This window comes from Blautia sp. BIOML-A1 (genome assembly GCF_009883055.1).
GTDB lineage: Bacteria > Bacillota > Clostridia > Lachnospirales > Lachnospiraceae > Blautia_A.
In genome coordinates, this window is the sequence record NZ_WWVR01000023.1 from 1 (window position 1) to 20158 (window position 20158).

Below are 20158 nucleotides of genomic sequence, written 5' to 3' on the forward strand. Positions count from 1 at the left end.
CCATAAAATAAACCTCCAAACTGAGTAATTCTATCTTACATCAGTTTGAAGGTTTACACAAACTTTGGGATACTCCCCCGCCTGTTAAAGTTTGCGTATACTTATCGTTCCATCATACTGATGGATTCAATTCCGACGCTTCCGCCGCGAACGACTTCGATGTATTTGAATTCTTCCTTGATCAGTTTGACAACGGCATCATTCTTGGTTGCAGTCTGGACAAACTCAAGAAGCAGGCTGTCTTTGCCATAATCAATGACTCTGGCCTTGAAGGTTTCGGCGATCTGAAACAGTTCTACCTTATCTGCAGCAGAGCATTTCTTGACTTTGATATAAAGAATTTCCTTCATACGGACAAAGATATCTGTGAAGTCAATGACCTTGATCACTTCGACCATGCGGTTTAACTGCTTTTTGATCTGTTCAAAGGTTTCGTCATCACTGACAGTTGCTATCGTCATGCGGGAGATTGTAGGATCCTCTGTAGTTCCAACAGTGAGACTGTCCAGGTTATAGGATTTTCCGGAAAAGAGACCGGAGATTTTGGAGAGTACACCTACCTGGTTCTCTACATAGAGAGAAATCCATCTTGTTTTCATTCCTTTATCCATTCTTGTTTCCTCCTAACAATCCATGATCATATCTGCGAGTGTTCCGCCTGGTTTGATCATAGGATAGACCATTTCTTCCGGATCAATAATAAACTCAATGATCGTAGGTCTTTTGGTGTTTTTCTTTGCCTCCTCAAAGGCTGCAGCGATCTCTTCGCGATTAGTAACCCGGATGCCCTTGGCTCCGTAGCTTTCTGCAAGTTTAACGAAGTCTGGTGTGTATTCCGGATATTCCTCACCGTCTGTGCGGCGGGAGAGAGCACCGGCTCTTAAGTTGGTCATGGAGTAACGTTTTCCGTAGAATAATTTCTGCCACTGACGAACCATGCCGAGGTAAGTGTTGTTGAAGATGCAGCAGATGACCGGCAGTTCTTCCAGAACAGCAGTTGCAAGCTCCTGGATATTCATCTGGACTCCGCCGTCACCGGAGATAGAGATGACAGGAGTATCAGGATTTCCAATCTGTGCACCGATCGCACCCGGAAGACCATATCCCATAGTTCCAAGTCCACCGGACATGATAAGCTGGCGGTTCTCGGTGATGTCAACAAACTGGGAGGTCAGCATCTGATGCTGTCCGACGTCTGTGACGATGATCGCTTTGTCGAACTGTTTGTTGATCGCGTTAAAAATATCAAGAGGTCCCATGAGAGGACGATTTCTCATGGTAAGTGGATGCTCATTCTTCCATGCTTCGATTTCGGTGAGCCATTTATGGGTTCCGCAGTCGGTAACGTACTCGGCCATTTTGGTGATGGCTTCTTTGGCGTCAGCAACGATCGGAACGTCCACATGGATATTTCTGGAAATAGAAGCAGTATCAATGTCAATATGGATGATCTGTGCATTTGGCGCAAATTCATGAAGCTTGCCTGTGATACGGTCGTTAAAACGGGTTCCGATAGAAAACAGGAGATCGCAGTTGCTGACAGCCATGTTCGCTGCATAGGAACCATGCATTCCAAGATTTCCGATGAACAGAGGATGTTTTGTGGAAATGGCTCCGCGTCCCATGACAGTTGTAACAACCGGAACCTGCGTCTTCTCGACTACGGAGGTGAAAATTTCGTTTGCATGGGCGATATTGACACCGCCGCCTGCCAGAAACAGTGGCTTCTTGGCCTTCTGGAGCATTTTGAGAGCCTTTTTGAGCTGTCCCATGTGAACACTGGTATTTGGTTTATAACCGCGGATATTTACGCTCTTAGGATATTCGGCACTTCCAAGCTCTGCCATAACATCCTTTGGAAGGTCGATGAGAACAGGTCCCGGACGGCCGGTTCTTGCAATATAAAAAGCTTCCTTGATAATACGGCCGAGATCTTCACGGTTGCGGACAGTGACACCGTATTTTGTGATACTGCGGGTAATTCCAACGATGTCAACCTCCTGGAATGCATCGTTTCCGATCAGGTGTCTGGCAACCTGACCTGTGAAACATACAAGAGGAACACTGTCATAGTTGGCAGTAGCAAGTCCGGTGACAAGGTTGGTAGCACCAGGGCCGCTTGTTACAAGACATACACCGACCTTGCCTGTGGTTCTTGCATAGGCATCTGCCTCATGGACAAGGGCCTGCTCATGACGGGGAAGGATGATGTCAATCCCACTCTGTCTGTATAATTCGTCACTGATATCAATGGTGCATGCACCGGGATATCCAAATAAAGTATCAACATCTTCTTCTTTTAAAGCTTTTACCAAAAGCTTGTTTCCTGAAATCTGTCGCAAATATAAGTCCTCCTTCTGATAAATAAATTTTGGTACCATATTGCATCTGGCTGCATTCTCGCGGAGCACCTTTTACTTTACTGGAACATTACGGAGTAATTTTTCGTAAAGTAAAAAAAGTCCCAAGCATATAAATATGCTCAGGACGGATGATTCCGTGGTACCACCTGACTTCAGAGACTGTACTCTGCACTCTGTCAGTACATAAATTGTTACTGTTCACTTCATTCACAGTAGCTTGGTCGAAATGCATTCCAATGAACAGTTACCATAAATTCTATACTGCTTTCCTGTAACGTGGAAACTACGTTGAAGCCTACTGTATGATCCGGCTTGGAGGTTCTCTGACCAGCACAAGATCATGGTTCGGTTCACTGCTCAGGGACTACTTCCATAAGTTCGTCATGAAGGTTCGCACCGGCCACCTTCTCTCTGTGCATCCGAAAATTATGTACTATTTCCCGTCACTGCATTTAAAATTATTTGGAAACTGGTAACTATTCTGAGAAATTATCGAACAGCTACGAAATTTGTAATAATTATACGGGAATTCTCTGTGTTTGTCAACGGAATAGCTTGGATTTTGTGCCCTTTTTTGGTAGAATAGTAGTACTGTTCACAGATGATCTAAAAGTAAGAAAGAAGATAATTTATGAGTGAGATAAAGGAACTACAGAAAAACTGCTGTCTGTGTCCGAGAAACTGCGGTATAGACCGGCTGGCCGGACAGAAGGGGTTCTGTGGAGTAACAGCAGAGATCATGGTGGCGCGTGCTGCCCTTCATATGTGGGAAGAACCGTGTATTTCAGGAAAGGAAGGTTCCGGTGCGGTGTTTTTCTCAGGCTGTTCACTGGGATGTGTATTCTGTCAGAACAGGGCAATCTCAAGAGGACAGAGCGGCAAAATGATCACAGTGGAACGTCTGGCGGAAATTTTTCTGGATCTGCAGAGGCAGAAGGCGAATAATATTAATCTTGTGACGGCAGGACATTTCCTTGTGCAGGTGAGAGAGGCACTGATCCTGGCAAAGAAGCAGGGACTTACGATTCCTGTAGTATATAACAGCAGCGGATATGAGAAAGCAGAAATGCTTCAGCTTCTTGACGGACTTGTGGATATTTATCTTCCGGATTTTAAATACATGGAGTCGGATCTTGCCGGTAAATATTCGCATGCAAAGGATTATCCGGAAATTGCCAGAGAAGCACTGGCAGAAATGGTCCGGCAGGCAGGAACGCCGGAATTTGATGATCGTGGAATGATGAAAAAGGGTGTGATCGTGCGGCATTTGCTGCTGCCGGGACATGTGAGAAATTCCAGAAAAGTGCTGGAATACCTGTATGAAACATACAAAGATCAGATATATATCAGTCTGATGAATCAGTATACACCGATGCCGGCAGTGCTGGAGGATCCACAGTTATCAAGGAAAGTTACGGCCAGAGAATACGATCGTCTGCTCGATCATGCCATCTCTCTTGGAGTAACAAATTGTTTTATCCAGGAAGGCGAGACAGCGAAGGAGAGTTTTATACCAGAATTTGATGGAGAGGGGATAGAATAAAATGAGAATAGAAAAAAACAATAAGAGAACTTTTAAGGAAAAATCTACAGGAAAACCGTGGACAGGTAAGTCAGAAACAAAGAAGTATGCGGACAAAAAGAAACCGGAGTTTAAGAAAAATGTAACAAAAAAGACAGATCAGAAAAAGCCTGAGGGCAAGAAAAACGAGGGAAAGAAAGAGGAACGGAAGAGAAAATCACTTTGTCCGGTACATGGCAGATGTGGAGGTTGTCAGCTTCTGGATATTCCATATAAGGATCAGTTAAAACAGAAACAGACACAGGTGACAAAGCTTCTGAAGCCATACTGTCCTGTAGAGAAGATTGTCGGGATGGAAGATCCGTTTCATTACAGAAACAAAGTACATGCGGTTTTTGGACACAAAAAAGATGGTACGGTAATCTCCGGCATTTATCAGGAGGGAACACATTTCATTGTTCCGGTGGATGAATGTCTGATCGAGGATCAGAGAGCAGATGCGATCATCAGGGATATCCGCGGGCTTCTGAAATCCTTCAAGATCAAGACCTATAATGAAGATACAGGATATGGTCTGTTCCGTCATGTGCTGATCCGTACCGGATACCACAGTGGGCAGATCATGGTAGTACTTGTCCTTGGTTCACCGATCCTGCCGTCCAAGAACAATTTTGTCAAAGCACTGCGTAAGCTTCATCCGGAAATCACAACGATCGTGTTGAATGTAAACGGACAGAAAACAAGCATGATCCTGGGAGAGAAGGAGACAGTTCTTTATGGTAAGGGCTATATCGAGGACGAGCTTTGCGGAAAAACCTTCCGTATTTCTTCCAAATCCTTCTATCAGGTGAATCCGGTCCAGACAGAGAAACTGTATGGGAAGGCAATCGAACTGGCAGGACTTACTGGCAAAGAGCGTGTGATCGATGCATATTGCGGCATCGGAACGATTGGACTGATCGCCAGCGACAAGGCAAAGGAAGTCATCAGCGTGGAACTGAATCCGGATGCTGTGCGGGATGCAATCGTAAATGCAAAACGAAATGGGATCAAAAATGTCCGTTTTTATCACAATGATGCAGGCATATTCATGCGTCAGATGGCAGAAGCGGGAGAACATGCCGATGTTGTGTTTATGGATCCGCCTCGAAGCGGAAGCGATGAGAAATTCCTTTCATCTGTGCTTACCTTAAAGCCGGAGAAGATTGTGTATGTCTCCTGCGAACCGACAACACTGGCACGGGATCTGAAATATCTCACAAAGCACGGATACAAAGCGGTACGTGCAGTGCCGTTTGATATGTTTCCGGCGACAGAGCATGTGGAGACCGTTTGTTTACTCTCGCGAAAAGCCTCAGTTTAAGCGGGTTTCCGGCGATTATCGCAGGATATGAACCTGTGTTTTTAGCGAAAAATTATGAGAATATAGAATTTCTCCACAAGGGGTGTAAGTAAAATCCGCGGACAACTGCTTGTGCGCCGAAACTTTATCGGCATAAAGCGTGTCCGCGGATTTTACCATTTGTACAAGATATTCCATTGAAAGTGTTCCTCTAAAGGATTATAATAAATATGTTGTCATTGTAATATGGAGGAAGTATATGGAACTTTTAACAACAACCGAAATGGCAAAAAAGTGGGGGCTCTCCAGACGAAGAGTAACAACATACTGTACAAATGGGCGGATCGAAGGAGCGATTATGAAGGGAAATACATGGCTAATACCTGATAATGCGATAAAGCCTGAAGATCCCAGGCGTACAAGAAAAAATAGTGATGAGATAGAGGAGGGCGCTAAATGAGTTCATATACTGAGATTGATACAGCTTTATTAGATTTGGATTTTACAAATCCGCGTATACAAAATTATTTACAAAACTATCCGGAAGAAAGCAGATCAGGAGAATTACTTGCTATGCTGCTAGGAACTGGAACTGACAGTTGTGCAAGTTTAAAGGAGTCTATCAAGGAGCATGGTGGAATCATTAATCCAATTATTGTAAATCACTTTCCGGATGGCAGATACGTAGTTATCGAGGGTAACACTCGTCTGCAAATATATAGAGATTTTATTAGGGACAATGTGCCAGGAAATTGGAATAAAATCAGGGCTATCATCTATGAGAATCTCGAAAATAATGAAATGCACTCAATTCGGTTACAGGCACATTTGGTTGGACCAAGAGATTGGGATGCTTATGCCAAGGCGAAATATTTAACCTTTCTTTCGGACGAAGAGAAAATGCCTATGAAAGAACTTTTGGCGTATTGTGGTGGATCCTCAAAAGCATCAGAAATTCGCTACATGATTCAAGCATATAAAGATATGAGAGATATATATGCTCCACTATGTGAGGATGACACACAGTTCGATCAAAAGAAATTTTCCGGCTTTGTTGAATTACAAAAAAAGAATGTTGTGGAAAGTCTTCAGCTACATGGATATGACAAAACTGATTTTGCACAATGGATGGTAGATGAAAAATTCTCTCGATTAGAAGACGTGAGACGATTACCACAGATTCTGAATAGTAAAAGAGCAAGGCAGGCTTTTTTAAAGCATGACACGGCTGCGGCTAAGAAAATTTTAGAAGCTGAGGATATCACACCGGATTCTCTGAAAAATGTTACCTACGAGATGTTGGCCAATGAACTTTCAAAGAGAATGTTTGACATTACACATGTGGAGGTCCTTAAGCTAAAAACAGATGCTGAGTATGAGGAAAAATTAAACGCACTACGAAAAGTAGTTGAGACAGTGCAGAGCATAGTCTTAGATGAAATTGATGGTAACTGATATGGGAGAATCAAATAAGCATAAGGTTTTAGTTGAATACGCCTTAAGATTTATTAAAGATAGCGTTGGGGAGGAGTTGAGTTATTTTATCGAAACCGATATTAATGATGGACGACCGCTTCCTCAATTGACAATGGAAGGATACAGACCAGACGTATTTTTTGAATACAACGGTGTTATGTTTATAGGAGAGGCAAAAACAAGTGATGACATTTTGAGAGAACATAGTATAAATCAATATTACTCATACTTGAAAAAATGTTCATTAAACCAGGGACATGCAACATTTGTTTTGGCAGTTCCTCTTGAAGACCGGGCCAGGGCAAATAATATTCTTGGAAAAATCAAGAAAGAAATACCTGGGGATTATGAAGTAAAAGCGATTGGAATGATTGTATAGTTATGAAAAGTAACAAGTTAAAACGAGAGCCTAAATATATAGCCAAATTTAAGGCTTTTCCGTATCAGCAAGAAGCTGTAGATGCGGTGAAAGATTTAGAATATGCTGCGATTTTTCATGAGCAGGGATTGGGTAAAACTAAAATTGCCATTGATGTGCTTTTATATTGGCTGTCAGAGTGTTCGATGGATACTGCTTTAATTGTTACCAAAAAACAGCTGGTTGCAAACTGGGTTAACGAGTTTAAAGACCATACTTCGATAAAACCTGCAGTGTTAAATACAGATAAAAATAATAACTACCGAATTTTTTGTGGACCATACAGAGTGGTGTTGACAAATTTTGAGACTCTAGAAACAGAAAAACAACAATTCGAATTGTATTTGAAAGTTAGAAATGTCGGGATAATTATTGATGAGTCTGCAAAATTGAAGAATCCTAATTCAAAATTAACAAAGACCTATTTTGAGTTGGCTCCGTTGTTTCAGCGAAGAATTATAATGACAGGTACACCTGTAGCCAATAGACCATATGATATCTGGGCACAGATATATTTTTTGGACTTTGGAGAAAGTCTGGGGGCTGATTTTAACGAGTTTAAAAAGGAAACAGACCTTAGCAATAAACTTAGTAGAAATACTGATTTACAGGAAGAGTTTGAAGATAATATTTCCCAGATTTTTAATAGGATAAGTTCTTTTACAGTTCGCGAAACAAAAAATAGTGGAATCATTACACTGCCGGATAAAGTATATATACAGGAAGTTACAGAATTCAATCGTATGCAAGAGGAGTTGTACGAGCGGATAAGAACTGAATTATATGCTGAAGTGGTAAGAGATGGTGAAAGATATATTGATGATTCCTCTGCAATTGTCAAGCGTCTACTTCGCTTAATACAGGTTACATCAAATCCCAAATTGGTAGACGAGGAATGCGAAGCATCTGCAAAGGAGCCTTTGTTGGATGAACTTATTCAAAAAATATTGGCAAATGGTGAAAAATGTATTGTATGGAGTAATTTTATTGAGAATATAGATTACTTCACTAAAAAGTATCAGGATTTAGGTGCTGTAAAAATACATGGGAAAATGAATATGTATGCTAGAAATCGTTCTGTCCAAAAATTTCATGATGATGATATTCGTATTCTCTTTGCAACTCCAGCATCTGCAAAAGAAGGTCTGACACTAACAATGGCTAATCATGTTATTTTCTATGATAGAGGTTTCAGCCTAGATGATTATTTGCAGGCACAGGATAGAATACACCGCATTTCACAGAAAAAAACATGCTATGTTCATAATATTATTATTAAGGACAGTATAGATGAATGGGTTGACTTATTATTGAAAGCTAAGCAAAATGCAGCGGCATTATCACAGGGAGATATCAGCTTAGGAGATTATCAAGGCGTGGCTGATTATAGTTTTGGAGATATTGTAAAAAGCATTTTGGGATTTGAAGAAGTAGATGAATAAGGTGGCAGTATGGGAATAAGAGTTATTGGACAGAAAAAGTTTGAAGTTACCGAAACAGAATTATTACAACAAGATTTATTGTTTTACCTTGATAATCCTAGAGTATATTCGGTATTGCATGAAAATGGACACGATAATCCGACTCAGACAGAAATTGAAGAGATAATGTGTTCACTGGACCATGTTAAGAGTTTGAAGTCACAAATCATGCAAAATGGTGGCCTTATTGAGCCGCTGATAGTGGTCAAACGAAAAGATAGATATGTTGTGTTGGAGGGAAATAGCCGCCTGGCAGCATACAGAATTTTAGCAAAAAATGACCCGCTTAAATGGTCTAGAGTCTTGGTGCAGATATTACCAGAGGATATTTCTGACTCAGATATATTTACACTTCTCGGTACATTCCATTTAAATCCTAAAAAGGATTGGAGTAAATTTGAACAAGCCGCCTATATTTATAGACAAAAGAAGGAATTGGGATGTTCGGATTCCGCCTTGGGAAAACAAGTGGGTATTTCAGCGATAACTGTAAAAAAATATTGTGAGATATATGGCTTGATGGTAGAGCATAATGATACTCATCAATCTCATTGGAATATGTATGAGCAGTATGTACAGAACAAAGGCATTAAACAATATCGAAACACTTATCCAGAGATGGATTCGTTTTTCGCAAAGCAGGTAAAGACAGGGGAAATTGTCAGAGCTCAGGACGTAAGAGATATACTGGGAAAAATTGCTTCTGATGAGGGTAAAAGTTCAACGCATATAATGCAGGATTATATTAAAGGTGATATCGACTTAGAAGAGGCCCATGCACGTTTTGAGGCCACCGGAAGAAGCGGTGACAACTATGAAAAAGTAAAAAAATTTCAGAGATTAATTTCAGAAAAAGATTTTTGCGATGAGTTAAAAAAAGAGGCTGTTGGCAATAGTAAAGACATATTATTTTCATTGAGAAAAATTAATACAGCAGTAACTCAGTTAATGAAAGAAATTGATAAGAAAAAATAGTAGAGAAGTCAGGGATCGACAAATCAAAAGAAAATGGTTATAATGAAACCGTTCTGGTGATAGCGCTCCAGGACGGTTTCACTATGCGTAGGAGTTTAATCGTGGAAGATATATTGTTAATTGAACCGGCATACAAAAATAAATACCCACCAATCGGGCTAATGAAAATTGCGTATTTTCATCGTTATATCATGCACGATTATGTAAGATTCGCAAAGGGAAGATTACCGGAGGGACTAGAAAATAAAAAATGGGATAGAGTATATGTAACTACTCTTTTTACCTTCGAGTGGGAAAATACAAAAAAAGCATTACAATATGCGCTGTCTGTAGTAAAACCAGGCGGAAAGGTTTTTACGGGAGGTATCCTGGCAACACTGCGGCCGGAGTGGATTGCAAAGGAATTTCCTACTGTAATAAATAATACCGGACTTCTTAATCACGAAGGTACCCTTGGATTAAAAGGGGAGGAGTGTATCGACACACTTCCTTTGGATTACGGGATATTGGACGATATAAAGGATGAGTATAAATATCCTGCGGAGGATGCATACTTTACATATATGACTAGGGGCTGTGGTATGAACTGTACTTTTTGTGCGGTTAAAACATTGGAACCTACATATGAGCCATATGTATCTATTTCAGATAGTATTAAGAGAATTGATAAAGAGTTTGGACCAAAACGAGACCTTTTGTTGATGGATAATAATGTTTTGAGATCTCCCAAATTTGATCAAATAATTGATGAGATAAAAGCATTAGGATTTGAAAAAGGTGCAACATTTGTAAATCCGAAAACAGGAAAAACTGTTGTAAGACATGTTGATTTCAACCAGGGGTTAGATGCATTTTTACTTAATGAGCATAAAGCACAAAGGTTAGGAGAATTAGCAATAAAACCAGCACGTATCGCCTTTGATCATATTGAAGATGAAGATGTATATGTGCGCGCGATTACATTGTGTGCAAGGGCAGGGATTGATCATATGTCCAATTACCTTTTATACAATGGAGAGGATTTCACTGGTAAAGGGCACTCTTATCATGCGGATACACCAGAGGACTTATTCTATCGCATGCACCTGACTATGGAGCTTGGCGAAAATTTAACCGAGGAGCTGGGAAGAAAAATTGCTATTTTTTCGTTCCCTATGAGATATATTCCGCTAGATAATGATCAAAGAGGATTTATTGGTGCTAATTGGAATGCAAAATATCTTCGAGCTCTACAGTGCATGTTGATACCAACACAGGGAAAAGGTATCCAGGGAAGATCCTTCTTTGAGGCAGATTTTGGTAAGACAGCCGAAGACTTCGTGATGTATCTTGCAATGCCTGAAAGATTGTTAAATAAACGTGGTCATTTTGTAGAAAGAAAAGATGAGCCGAAATTTGAAAGAGAGATTCGGTATACACAGTGGTCTGAAAATAGACATCTTATCGACACCTGGATGAAGTATTATTCGATGTTCGAGAAGGATACAGTTCTGGAATATATTGGGTGTAATAGATTTAGCGTGGAAACGTTAGACAAAATTGAAAATGAAGAACTGAAAAAATTGTATTTTCTTTATCTTACGCCAAGTGCAACAATTCGAGTATTCTCGGATTGCACGGAGGATACAAAAAGAATAATTAGCACATTTATTTTAGAAGAACTCCCGTTTATGTATTCTCGTATCGTTGAAACGATACTGAGTTCGAAACCGGGATACAAAGTAATCGCCGGTATACTTGAAAATTTTGGGGAAAAAGTATGTACAGATTTGTTGAAAAAAATCGATCTATTCAGCGGGCATGATAATGATAAATTAACGATGCTAATAAAGGCAAACAAATCCAAACGCTTAGTTGATTTTGATTTCTCATTATTACAGTTCATTCCATATTTTCACGTGAGTAATTTGCTTTCAAAACAAGAGGAGCAGATTATTATGAACAGCGCATACGAATTAAAAGAGGCGCCAATAAGAAAAATTCTATTATTACATTTGGATGAATTGAAAGATGTATTAATAAAGACAAATGGCGCTCAGCCTGGTGATACACAAATAATTTCTGTAATAGAAGAACAGATTAAAGAACTGTATCATCAGATAAGTATATTTGAATTATAGGAGACAGAATAGTGGAGCATCAGTTATTAATTGGAAAGTTCACACTAGAGTCCCTTACAAGCGGATTGTATGTATCTCCGTTGGACTTATATAGGGAGTATGTACAAAACGCAGCCGATTCAATTGACGAGGCTCTTGAGCAGGGGATTCTAAAGAAAGGAGAAGAAAAGATCTCAATTACGGTTTCAGAATCTGAAAGGATAATAAAGATTTCAGATAATGGAACTGGCGTTGGAGCAAATGATATTTACTCAAATCTTATAGATATAGGAAATTCCAAGAAAAGACATTCTAATAGTCGAGGCTTTAGGGGAATTGGAAGATTATCAGGATTAGGATATTGTCAGAAGTTGAAATTTTTGACATCTATCCATGGAGAAGAAAAGGCATCCTGTATTATATATGATGCTGAAAAATTAAAGTACTTACTCTCTCCACAAGTGGACAGTCGTGATTCGATTGATCAAGTTTTATCAAGTGTTCTCACAATTGAAGAAATACCCGAGCGTATTAATAAGCATTACTTTTCAGTTGAGCTTTACGGAGTAGTCCCAGAAAGTGATTTGCTGAATGATTCCGAGGTGGTCCCGTATTTACAACAGAATCTTCCGGTTCCGTTTTCTAGAGACTTTGTATGGGGCTCAATGATAAAACAAAAGTTGGTCCAGATGGAGGTTGAACTTGCGGAATATAATGTGGAGCTGAGAACAGACCGTACGGTAATAGATATTTGCAAACCGTACAAGAATAAAATACTTGCTGATAGGATAAGAAAAATAAATGATTCTATATCAGATATTAACTTCGTGCCCTTTTATTCTGGCGAAAAAGTTACGGCTATGCTTTGGTATGCGGAGACAAACTTTTTAGGAACCGTTTTGGATAAAGATATAAAGGGAATTAGGATCAGGCAAGGAAATATTCTTATTGGTGACGAGAATACATTAAGGAAATGTTATAAAGAGGAACGATTTAATAGCTGGATGGTTGGAGAGTTGCTTGTCTTTAATGAAGATATCATTCCGAATACAAGACGAGATGACTATGAAAAAAATAGTGCCTATAAAGAACTGCTTAGTCAGTTCACGGAATGGGCTAATGAAATGTCAAGGCAGATACGTCACCGATCTTACGAAAGAAGTTTAACTCAGAGCGATAAGAAATTTTTGGCTGATGAAAGTGTTACGGATGTAGATGGAGTGGACATTTCTCTTGGGACAGAATTAGATAGTTATGATATGGATGATTCTGATTCGGTTGCCAATACAGATCTGCTCAGTAAGTTATCACTGCTTATGGATATGGGAAAAAAGAAAACAAAATATAATGTTTTGAATCTTAATAGTAAGTTTACAGTCGACCAGAAGCAGACGCTAGAGCATGTTTTTGATGCATTGTATGCAAAATATACTAATGCCAAAGCTAATGATATTATCCAGACAATAATCGATTCGTTTTAATGTGAACTTCCAGTAATTTTTCCACCTAAAGAAAAAAGAACGAAATAAAATCATAAAAAATCCCGGTTTTCTGCGGCTTTCCATTTCAGATAGCCGGGAAATATAGTACAATTATTTTAGGCGGATAACCGCCTAAAAGGAGGGCGCTATGTATCTGGATTTTTTAGTGAAAGTACCAACCGTAAAAGGCAAGATCACACGGAGAAAAAAGTCAAATGTTGTATATATAGAGTATGAGTATGACCGGGTTTATGATCCATCCCGGAAGTATACTTTTCCCAAAAGAGTAACGATCGGAAAATTGTCAGATACGGATCCGGAACTCATGAAACCGAATCAAAATTTCCTGAAATATTTTCCCGATGCAGAGCTTCCGGAAAGCAAAAACAGAACTTCCAGAAGCAGCTGTCTCAGGGTAGGAACATATTTTGTACTGCGTAAGATCATAGAAGAATGCAGCTTGAACGATATCCTTGGAAAGTATTTTGGATCACGTGACATGGGGTTGTTTTTAGATCTGGCTGTTTATTCGATCATAGCAGAAAACAATGCAGCGCAGTACTATCCGGATTATACATACAACCATCCACTTTTTACGGAAAAGATGAAACAATACAGCGATTCAACCGTATCAGATTTCCTGAATTCAGTAACAGATGATCAAAGTACAGGATGTCCCATGATATGAGGACACCGATGAATGCAATCATAGGATTTACCGGTATTGCAATGAAAAACAATCCGTCAGACGAAGTGAAAAATTGTCTGGAAAAGATTGACGAAAGCTCAGAGCATTTACTGTCGCTGATCAATGATATATTAGATCTGACCCGCATCGAAAATGGAAAAGTGAAATACAATCCGGTACCGGCGGATGTGAAAAACATTACAGATTCTGCATTGGATATTACAAAAGGCTTTCTTACGAACAGGGATATCAACTTTAAGATTCAGCGTGAAGAAGCAAAGATTCCAAATGTACTTGCGGATCCTGCACGCCTGCGTGATGTGCTGGTCAATATTCTGAGCAATGCCGTGAAATTCACTCCGGATGGAGGGACGATTACCTTTGAAGCCCGGTGTCAGGAAAAGGGCGGGGATGGATATATAAATATGCGTTACCGCATTTCGGATACTGGTATTGGCATGAGTGAGGAATTTACAAAAGAAGTTTTTGAGGAATTTGCACAGGAAGATTCCAATGTGAGAACGCAGTACCATGGAGTTGGACTGGGGATGGCTATCGTAAAGAAGTATGTAGATATGATGGGTGGAACCATTTCCGTGCAGAGTAAAAAGCATGAGGGAACCACATTTACTGTGGATATTCCTTTGGAAATTACAGATAAGGAATGTAATAAGTCAGACACAGGTTTTTCTGAAAAGGTAAATCTTACAGGTGTGAATGTCCTTCTTGCAGAGGATAATGAACTGAATGCAGAGATTGCTGCCGTGCAGTTGGAAGAGTTCGGGATGAATGTAGAAAGAGCTGTGGATGGAAAGAATGCTGTTGAGATTTTCAGAAATCATCCGGAAGGCACATTTGATGTAATCTTGATGGATATCATGATGCCTGAAATGAATGGTTATGAAGCAGCAAAAGCAATCAGGGCAATGAGTGACAGACCGGATGGAAAAAATATTCCTATTATAGCAATGACAGCTAATTCATTTGCAGAAGATGTTCAGGCATCACTGGATGCAGGAATGAACGCACATTTGTCAAAGCCGATTGTGATTGATGAAGTTATAAAAACGATTTTAAAATGGATCAGACTCGTGAAATGGAGGAAAAATTATGTCGAACAATAAGGAAAACATGTCAAAGCTTGAAAGCTTTATGAAGGTTCTGACAGGACATTTTGATAATAAGGAACAGTATGCCAGGATGCAGAAAGCAGGAAAATTATATCCTTATGCGGAACATGTCAACACAGTCTGCAATGACAAGATCAAGAATCTCCCCGCAGATTTTCAGGGAAAATTTCTTGTAGAAGAGAGTTATTACGAGACAGATGGGAAGAAGCATGCGTCTGCACATCTTTTCTTATTCACAGAAGAAGAGGAGGGGATTCTGCTTTCATCTTATGAGATACCGGAGGGAAATGCCAAGAATACCTTCACATATGCTTCGATGCAGCCGGTGGAATACAGTGAACTCAAAAAGTCGGCGAAATTTACACCGGCACTTTATCATGAAAAGGATGGCGCCTGGGAGGGCGGCAGCACAAGTCAGTTTACTCCGGTCATGAAATTTAAACTGTGGGAACGTTTTTCCGGGGAATGTCTGGAAGTATCCGAGAGCATGGAGGTAAACGGAAAGAGAACCTTTGGGTATGATGATCCGATCATCTATAAGAGGGTATAAATATAAGAAGCAAGTATAAATATTAAACTGGATATTTATGCAGGGAAAAACCTTGTTCGAGAAGGAAAACTATATTATAATGAGAGGAACATATTTTATCCGACAGGCAGTGTTTCAGGAAAATGCTGTCTGATAAAAGAACAGGGGAGATGACGGTTTATATGATCACACTGAATGATTATCTGTATTCGGGAGATACACTTTTGAGAATTTTGCATAATTACTCAGAAGATCTCAGAAAAGATGCAAGAAAAAACAAGAATGAAATTGATCTGGCACACTGTAATTTCCTGCTGCAGATCACAGAACTTCTGGAGCATAATGATTTCCTTACGGCACAGTCGCAGAAAATTCGTGAATTTTATAAATATATGGCCAGAGAGTATCCATTTCTGGCTTTTACATTTAAAGGAAGGATTAAATCACTGATCCGCGCAGAGGAGAAATTTAACGGATATATTGTAGAATATATTTATGATTATCATATGGTGCATGGAACCTATCCGTCTGTCTCTGAAATCAGAAACCGTCTGAGCTGTTTCCGTGACCTGATCGCGTACAGGATTGTGATCGCTATGCCAAAATGCCATCTGAAGAGTGGACAGGACAGAGAAAAAGAAGAAGAAAAATATCTTTATGAGATTGCGAATGCGCTTCCGGAATTTCTGGAGGAGAGAGGCTTTACAGTGGAACCGGCGAGAGGGGTTATGGAAAGTTCGTCGGAGTTTATGAAGGATGAGGTTCGTCCGTATTACCGTGACTATATTATGGGAAAAAGTCCGCAGGATTACCGGTCTTTGCATATCACATTTTATGATAACAGTTCCAGATGTTTTGTGGAGGTTCAGCTTCGTACAAAATCTATGGATGACGTGGCAGAAATTGGTCCGGCAAATCATCTGGGCTACGAAAAGGGACAGGATAAAGCAAGATCCCGGAGAGATGCGATCCCGGAGGGAGAGAGTGTGTATTTTGATGAGGCATACGAGAGAGGAATGCGTCTTCAGAATCTGGAACTTTCGAAAGTGGACGTCAATATGTTCGCAGCGGTAAATAACAGTCTGATCAATGATGGATGCGGATTGTTTCGGGGAAGACTGATTCTTCCGTATGAGCATTTATCCAGATTTCAGAATGATCTGATAGATTAACAAAATAGGAATAAAGGCAGATTGTAATGATAAAAAGAAAGCCCACCGCGGTGGATCTGTATGATCGCTGCGGCAGGCTTTTTTACTTTATATACTTTGTAATTAGGCTTCTTTATCTTCGTCTGCATCTGATTCATCAGCCACAGCTTCAGGAAGGTAGACATGTACCCGTTCAATACGGTTTTTGTCCAGCTTGTCAACGACGAGCCGGGTATGATTTTCGGTGATGACCTCATCACCATCTTCCGGGATGCGATCCAGGTGTTCGATGATCAGACCACCGAGGGAATCATAGTCCTCAGAGGTGAAGTCTGTATGCAGATGATCATTGACGTCATCCAGGCTCATGGATCCCTCAACAATATATTCGCGGTCAGAAATTTTCTTGATAAGTTCGTTTTCGTTTTCGTCGTACTCATCGTGGATCTCACCGACAATTTCCTCAAGAATGTCTTCCAGAGTGATAAGACCGGTCATCTCACCGTACTCGTCGAGAACAATGGCGATATTGAAGGTGGATTCTCTCATTTCTACCAGAAGATCGGAGATATCCTTGTATTCATAGGTGAAATGAGGCTTGCGAAGAAAGTTGCGGATATCAAAGGGATCATCCTGATTGTAAAGAAGAAGATCCTTCATATTGACGATTCCGACGATATTGTCCTGTGTGTCTTCATAGACAGGAAGACGGGTAAATCTGTCAGTGCGGAAAATATCGATCAGTTCCTCATAGGTGTTATTTACATTGGCAAACGTTACATTTACACGGGGAACCATAATATCCTTGGCATCTGCATCACCGAGATCGAAAACATTGTAGATCATTTTCTTCTCGTCGGATTCGATGACACCATCCTCATGGCTTACATCAACGATGGTACGCAATTCTTCCTCCGTCATGACATTGTTGACATCGTCCGGATTTACACGAAGAATATACAGGAAAAATCTCGAGATCAGGTTGATCACAAAGATTACCGGCGTCATGACAGTCATCAGAAAATGAATTACTGTAATGTAGCGAAGAGTAATCTTCTCGGAATTGATCGTAGCATAGTTCTTAGGGGTGATCTCTCCAAATACCAGAATCGCAACAGTCAGTGCCAGTGTTGCAATGCTGACCATATAACCGCCCAGATGATATGCGAGTGTAGTTGCAAGAGATGATGCATATACGTTTACGATATTATTGCCGATCAGAATAGCACTGAGCATCTTGGGTGTATGGTTCTCCAGAATATCCAGAGCCAGGGCGGCACGCTTGTTGTCGTCATCTGACAGGGCACGAAGGCGGATTCTGTTTACAGACATCAGTGCAGTCTCTGTTGAGGAAAAGAATGCAGAAAGTGCCAGCAGAACAGCAAGTATGATAAATTGGTAAGTGTCACGTATGTCCACTTTAAATGTTCACTCCTTTGGTGTTTTGATAAAATACATACCTTAATGGTAAAAATATGCAGTTTTCATTATATACTGTTTTTATGGCTTTGGCAAGTTCTTAAAAAAGAACCTGAAAGGATATACTGGATTACTTATAATATAAAAACTGCCCGACGGGATATCGGGCAGTTATAAAAACATATATTATGCAAGTTCTGTGCCTGTGAGCATCTTGTATGCCTGAAGATATTTGGCGATTGTCTTGTCAACGATCTCCTGAGGAAGTGTCCAGTCATTTCCCGGATTAGCCTTGAGCCAGTCGCGGGCGAACTGTTTGTCAAAAGATGGCTGTCCATGTCCTGGTTCATAGCCTTCCAGAGGCCAGAAACGGGAGCTGTCAGGAGTGAGCATCTCATCACCGATCACCATGTTTCCATCTTCGTCAAGACCGAATTCAAACTTGGTGTCTGCAATGATGATTCCCTTGCTCAGTGCGTATTCTGCACATTTCTTATATAATGCGATAGTATTGTCACGAAGTTTTTCTGCGAGTTCACGTCCTTTTCCAGGGAAATATTTCTCCAGGTGATCGATACTCTGCTCGAAAGAAATATTTTCGTCATGATCGCCAATCTCTGCTTTGGTAGATGGTGTGTAGATCGGCTCCGGCAGTTTATCAGATTCTTTTAAACCTTCTGGAAGCTTGATGCCGCAGACAGTGCCGTTTTCTTTGTAGCTTTCCCAGCCGCTTCCTGTGATATATCCACGAACGATACATTCGATCGGAAGCATATTGAGCTTACGGCACATCATGGATTTACCGTCGTATTTCTCCTGCTGGAAAAATTCCGGCATATCCTTTACATCGACAGAAATCATATGGTTGGGCAGAATATCCTCTGTCATATCGAACCAGAATTTGGACATCTGTGTCAGTACGGTACCTTTTTTGGTGACTTCGTTGTTGAGAATGACATCAAAGCAGCTGATACGGTCAGTAGCAACCATGATCAGGCTGTCGCCGTTGTCATAAATCTCACGTACTTTACCTTCTTTAATTGGTTTTAATTCCTGCATCTTCTCATACCTCGTCATTTGGTTTTTGATTGGAAATTTTACATGTAGTAAGGTATCATCTTTTGTATGGGGATGTCAAGAGTGATTTTGACGGGCATGTGAATAAATACAAAAAAATATACAGAGGACTGGTTGTTTTAAGATAATTCTGGTATAATATCTTTAACCACCAGAGGGAGAAAATCAGAAGGCAGGTGAGCGAAATGGCAGGCAGAAAGAAGGAGCCTCTGTACAGAAGCTTTGGCTATGCATTTGAGGGGATTTTTACCTGTATCAGAAACGAACGGAATATGAAGATACATGTCGCAGTTACGCTTCTTGTTATTATTGCAGGATTTATTCTGGGACTTTCGGTTACAGAATGGTGCATCTGTCTGGGACTATTCGGACTTGTGATGGCACTGGAACTGGTCAATACAGCGGTGGAGGCGGTGGTAGATCTTGTGACTGCGAAACGCCATCCGCTTGCGAAGATTGCCAAGGACACAGCTGCCGGAGCGGTTCTGATCGCTGCGATCATGGCTGCGGTCATCGGGCTTCTGATATTTGTACCGAAGGGACTTATGTTTCTGAGACAACTATAAGGCAGATTTGTTTTGCAGGGAGTCGTTCATAATGAATGACAGATCCAACGAAAGGAGCGACACATTATGGAATTAGGAGACGGACTTAAGAAACTTTTACTTGCAGGAGTAGGAACAGTTGCAGTGACAGCAGAGAAATCAAGAGAAATTCTGGATGAACTGGTTAAGAAGGGTGAACTCACTGTAGAGCAGGGCAAGGTTCTGAATCAGGAACTGAAGCACAACATCAAAGAAACGATCAAGACCAAGACTTCTTCTTCAGCGGAAGCTCCAAAGGAAGATATCCGGGATACTCTTTCGAAACTTTCACCGGAGCAGCTTGCAGAGCTGAAAGAACAGATTCTCAAGATGGAAGCACCGAAGGCAGGAGAGGAAAAGAAAGAAGAAATCTCAGAGGATAAAGAACCGGCAGAAGAAACAGAGAAAGCACCGGAAGAATAA

At 40.5% G+C, this 20158-nt stretch carries 18 protein-coding genes, 1 pseudogene and 1 other annotated feature; of the genes and pseudogenes, 15 read left to right on the top strand and 4 right to left on the bottom strand.

What is annotated here, in order from left to right:
• Positions 1-101: 101 nt before the first annotated feature.
• Both ilvN and ilvB read right to left on the bottom strand, forming a co-directional pair.
• On the bottom strand, positions 102-611 hold the full coding sequence (ilvN, locus tag GT674_RS10940) for an acetolactate synthase small subunit (protein ID WP_022215574.1): 510 nt from the start codon (positions 609-611) through the stop codon (positions 102-104).
• Positions 612-623: 12 nt separating this feature from the next.
• The gene (ilvB, locus tag GT674_RS10945) at positions 624-2342 is read right to left on the bottom strand and encodes a biosynthetic-type acetolactate synthase large subunit (RefSeq protein ID WP_161285726.1); all 1719 of its coding nucleotides are present in this window, start codon (positions 2340-2342) and stop codon (positions 624-626) included.
• Positions 2343-2480: 138 nt separating this feature from the next.
• Positions 2481-2819: a binding site (T-box leader), on the bottom strand.
• Between the two features lie 175 nt (positions 2820-2994).
• Between ilvB and GT674_RS10950 the strand changes: the two genes are divergently transcribed.
• The 13 genes and pseudogenes from GT674_RS10950 to GT674_RS11010 all read left to right on the top strand — a co-directional run bounded on the left by GT674_RS10950 (position 2995) and on the right by GT674_RS11010 (position 16676).
• Entirely contained in the window at positions 2995-3906 is a 912-nt protein-coding gene (locus GT674_RS10950; protein WP_161285727.1) for a radical SAM protein, read from the top strand.
• Between the two features lies 1 nt (position 3907).
• Positions 3908-5248, top strand: a complete 1341-nt coding sequence (gene rlmD / locus GT674_RS10955; RefSeq protein WP_161285728.1) for a 23S rRNA (uracil(1939)-C(5))-methyltransferase RlmD — start codon at positions 3908-3910, stop codon at positions 5246-5248.
• Between the two features lie 238 nt (positions 5249-5486).
• The gene (locus tag GT674_RS10960) at positions 5487-5687 is read left to right on the top strand and encodes a helix-turn-helix domain-containing protein (RefSeq protein WP_117557952.1); all 201 of its coding nucleotides are present in this window, start codon (positions 5487-5489) and stop codon (positions 5685-5687) included.
• On the top strand, positions 5684-6682 hold the full coding sequence (locus GT674_RS10965) for a ParB/RepB/Spo0J family partition protein (protein WP_117557950.1): 999 nt from the start codon (positions 5684-5686) through the stop codon (positions 6680-6682). The genes GT674_RS10960 and GT674_RS10965 overlap by 4 nt, the downstream gene beginning before the upstream one ends.
• Positions 6663-7082, top strand: coding sequence for a hypothetical protein (locus GT674_RS10970; protein ID WP_117598315.1), 420 nt, complete (start codon positions 6663-6665; stop codon positions 7080-7082). The genes GT674_RS10965 and GT674_RS10970 overlap by 20 nt, the downstream gene beginning before the upstream one ends.
• A 2-nt stretch (positions 7083-7084) precedes the next feature.
• Positions 7085-8563: a DEAD/DEAH box helicase gene (locus tag GT674_RS10975; RefSeq protein WP_161285729.1), complete on the top strand. Its 1479-nt coding sequence runs from the start codon at positions 7085-7087 to the stop codon at positions 8561-8563.
• 9 nt (positions 8564-8572) lie between these two features.
• A complete protein-coding gene (locus GT674_RS10980) occupies positions 8573-9577 on the top strand; it encodes a ParB N-terminal domain-containing protein (RefSeq protein WP_117557944.1) in 1005 nt (334 codons plus the stop codon).
• A 101-nt stretch (positions 9578-9678) separates the two neighbouring features.
• Positions 9679-11697: a radical SAM protein gene (locus GT674_RS10985; protein ID WP_117557942.1), complete on the top strand. Its 2019-nt coding sequence runs from the start codon at positions 9679-9681 to the stop codon at positions 11695-11697.
• Positions 11698-11708: 11 nt separating this feature from the next.
• Positions 11709-13157: an ATP-binding protein gene (locus tag GT674_RS10990; protein ID WP_161170223.1), complete on the top strand. Its 1449-nt coding sequence runs from the start codon at positions 11709-11711 to the stop codon at positions 13155-13157.
• 148 nt (positions 13158-13305) lie between these two features.
• Positions 13306-13830 (top strand): annotated as a pseudogene (locus GT674_RS10995) (IS1634 family transposase); the annotation flags it as partial.
• A gap of 11 nt (positions 13831-13841) precedes the next feature.
• Positions 13842-14969: an ATP-binding response regulator gene (locus GT674_RS11000; protein ID WP_243149107.1), complete on the top strand. Its 1128-nt coding sequence runs from the start codon at positions 13842-13844 to the stop codon at positions 14967-14969.
• A 7-nt stretch (positions 14970-14976) separates the two neighbouring features.
• Positions 14977-15525 (top strand): hypothetical protein, encoded by a 549-nt coding sequence (locus tag GT674_RS11005; protein ID WP_161285764.1) that lies wholly within the window; start codon positions 14977-14979, stop codon positions 15523-15525.
• A gap of 161 nt (positions 15526-15686) precedes the next feature.
• On the top strand, positions 15687-16676 hold the full coding sequence (locus GT674_RS11010; protein WP_161285730.1) for a guanosine polyphosphate pyrophosphohydrolase: 990 nt from the start codon (positions 15687-15689) through the stop codon (positions 16674-16676).
• Positions 16677-16778: 102 nt separating this feature from the next.
• On the opposite strand, the gene GT674_RS11015 is transcribed toward GT674_RS11010, so the two are convergent.
• Complete coding sequence (locus GT674_RS11015) at positions 16779-18074, bottom strand: HlyC/CorC family transporter (protein WP_161285731.1); 1296 nt, start codon at positions 18072-18074, stop codon at positions 16779-16781.
• Between the two features lie 186 nt (positions 18075-18260).
• Positions 18261-19133, bottom strand: a complete 873-nt coding sequence (locus GT674_RS11020; RefSeq protein ID WP_161285732.1) for a phosphoribosylaminoimidazolesuccinocarboxamide synthase — start codon at positions 19131-19133, stop codon at positions 18261-18263.
• A gap of 203 nt (positions 19134-19336) precedes the next feature.
• On the opposite strand from GT674_RS11020, the gene GT674_RS11025 reads away from it, so the two are divergent.
• The gene (locus GT674_RS11025) at positions 19337-19717 is read left to right on the top strand and encodes a diacylglycerol kinase family protein (protein WP_161285733.1); all 381 of its coding nucleotides are present in this window, start codon (positions 19337-19339) and stop codon (positions 19715-19717) included.
• A 66-nt stretch (positions 19718-19783) separates the two neighbouring features.
• Positions 19784-20158, top strand: coding sequence for a hypothetical protein (locus GT674_RS11030; RefSeq protein ID WP_192926021.1), 375 nt, complete (start codon positions 19784-19786; stop codon positions 20156-20158).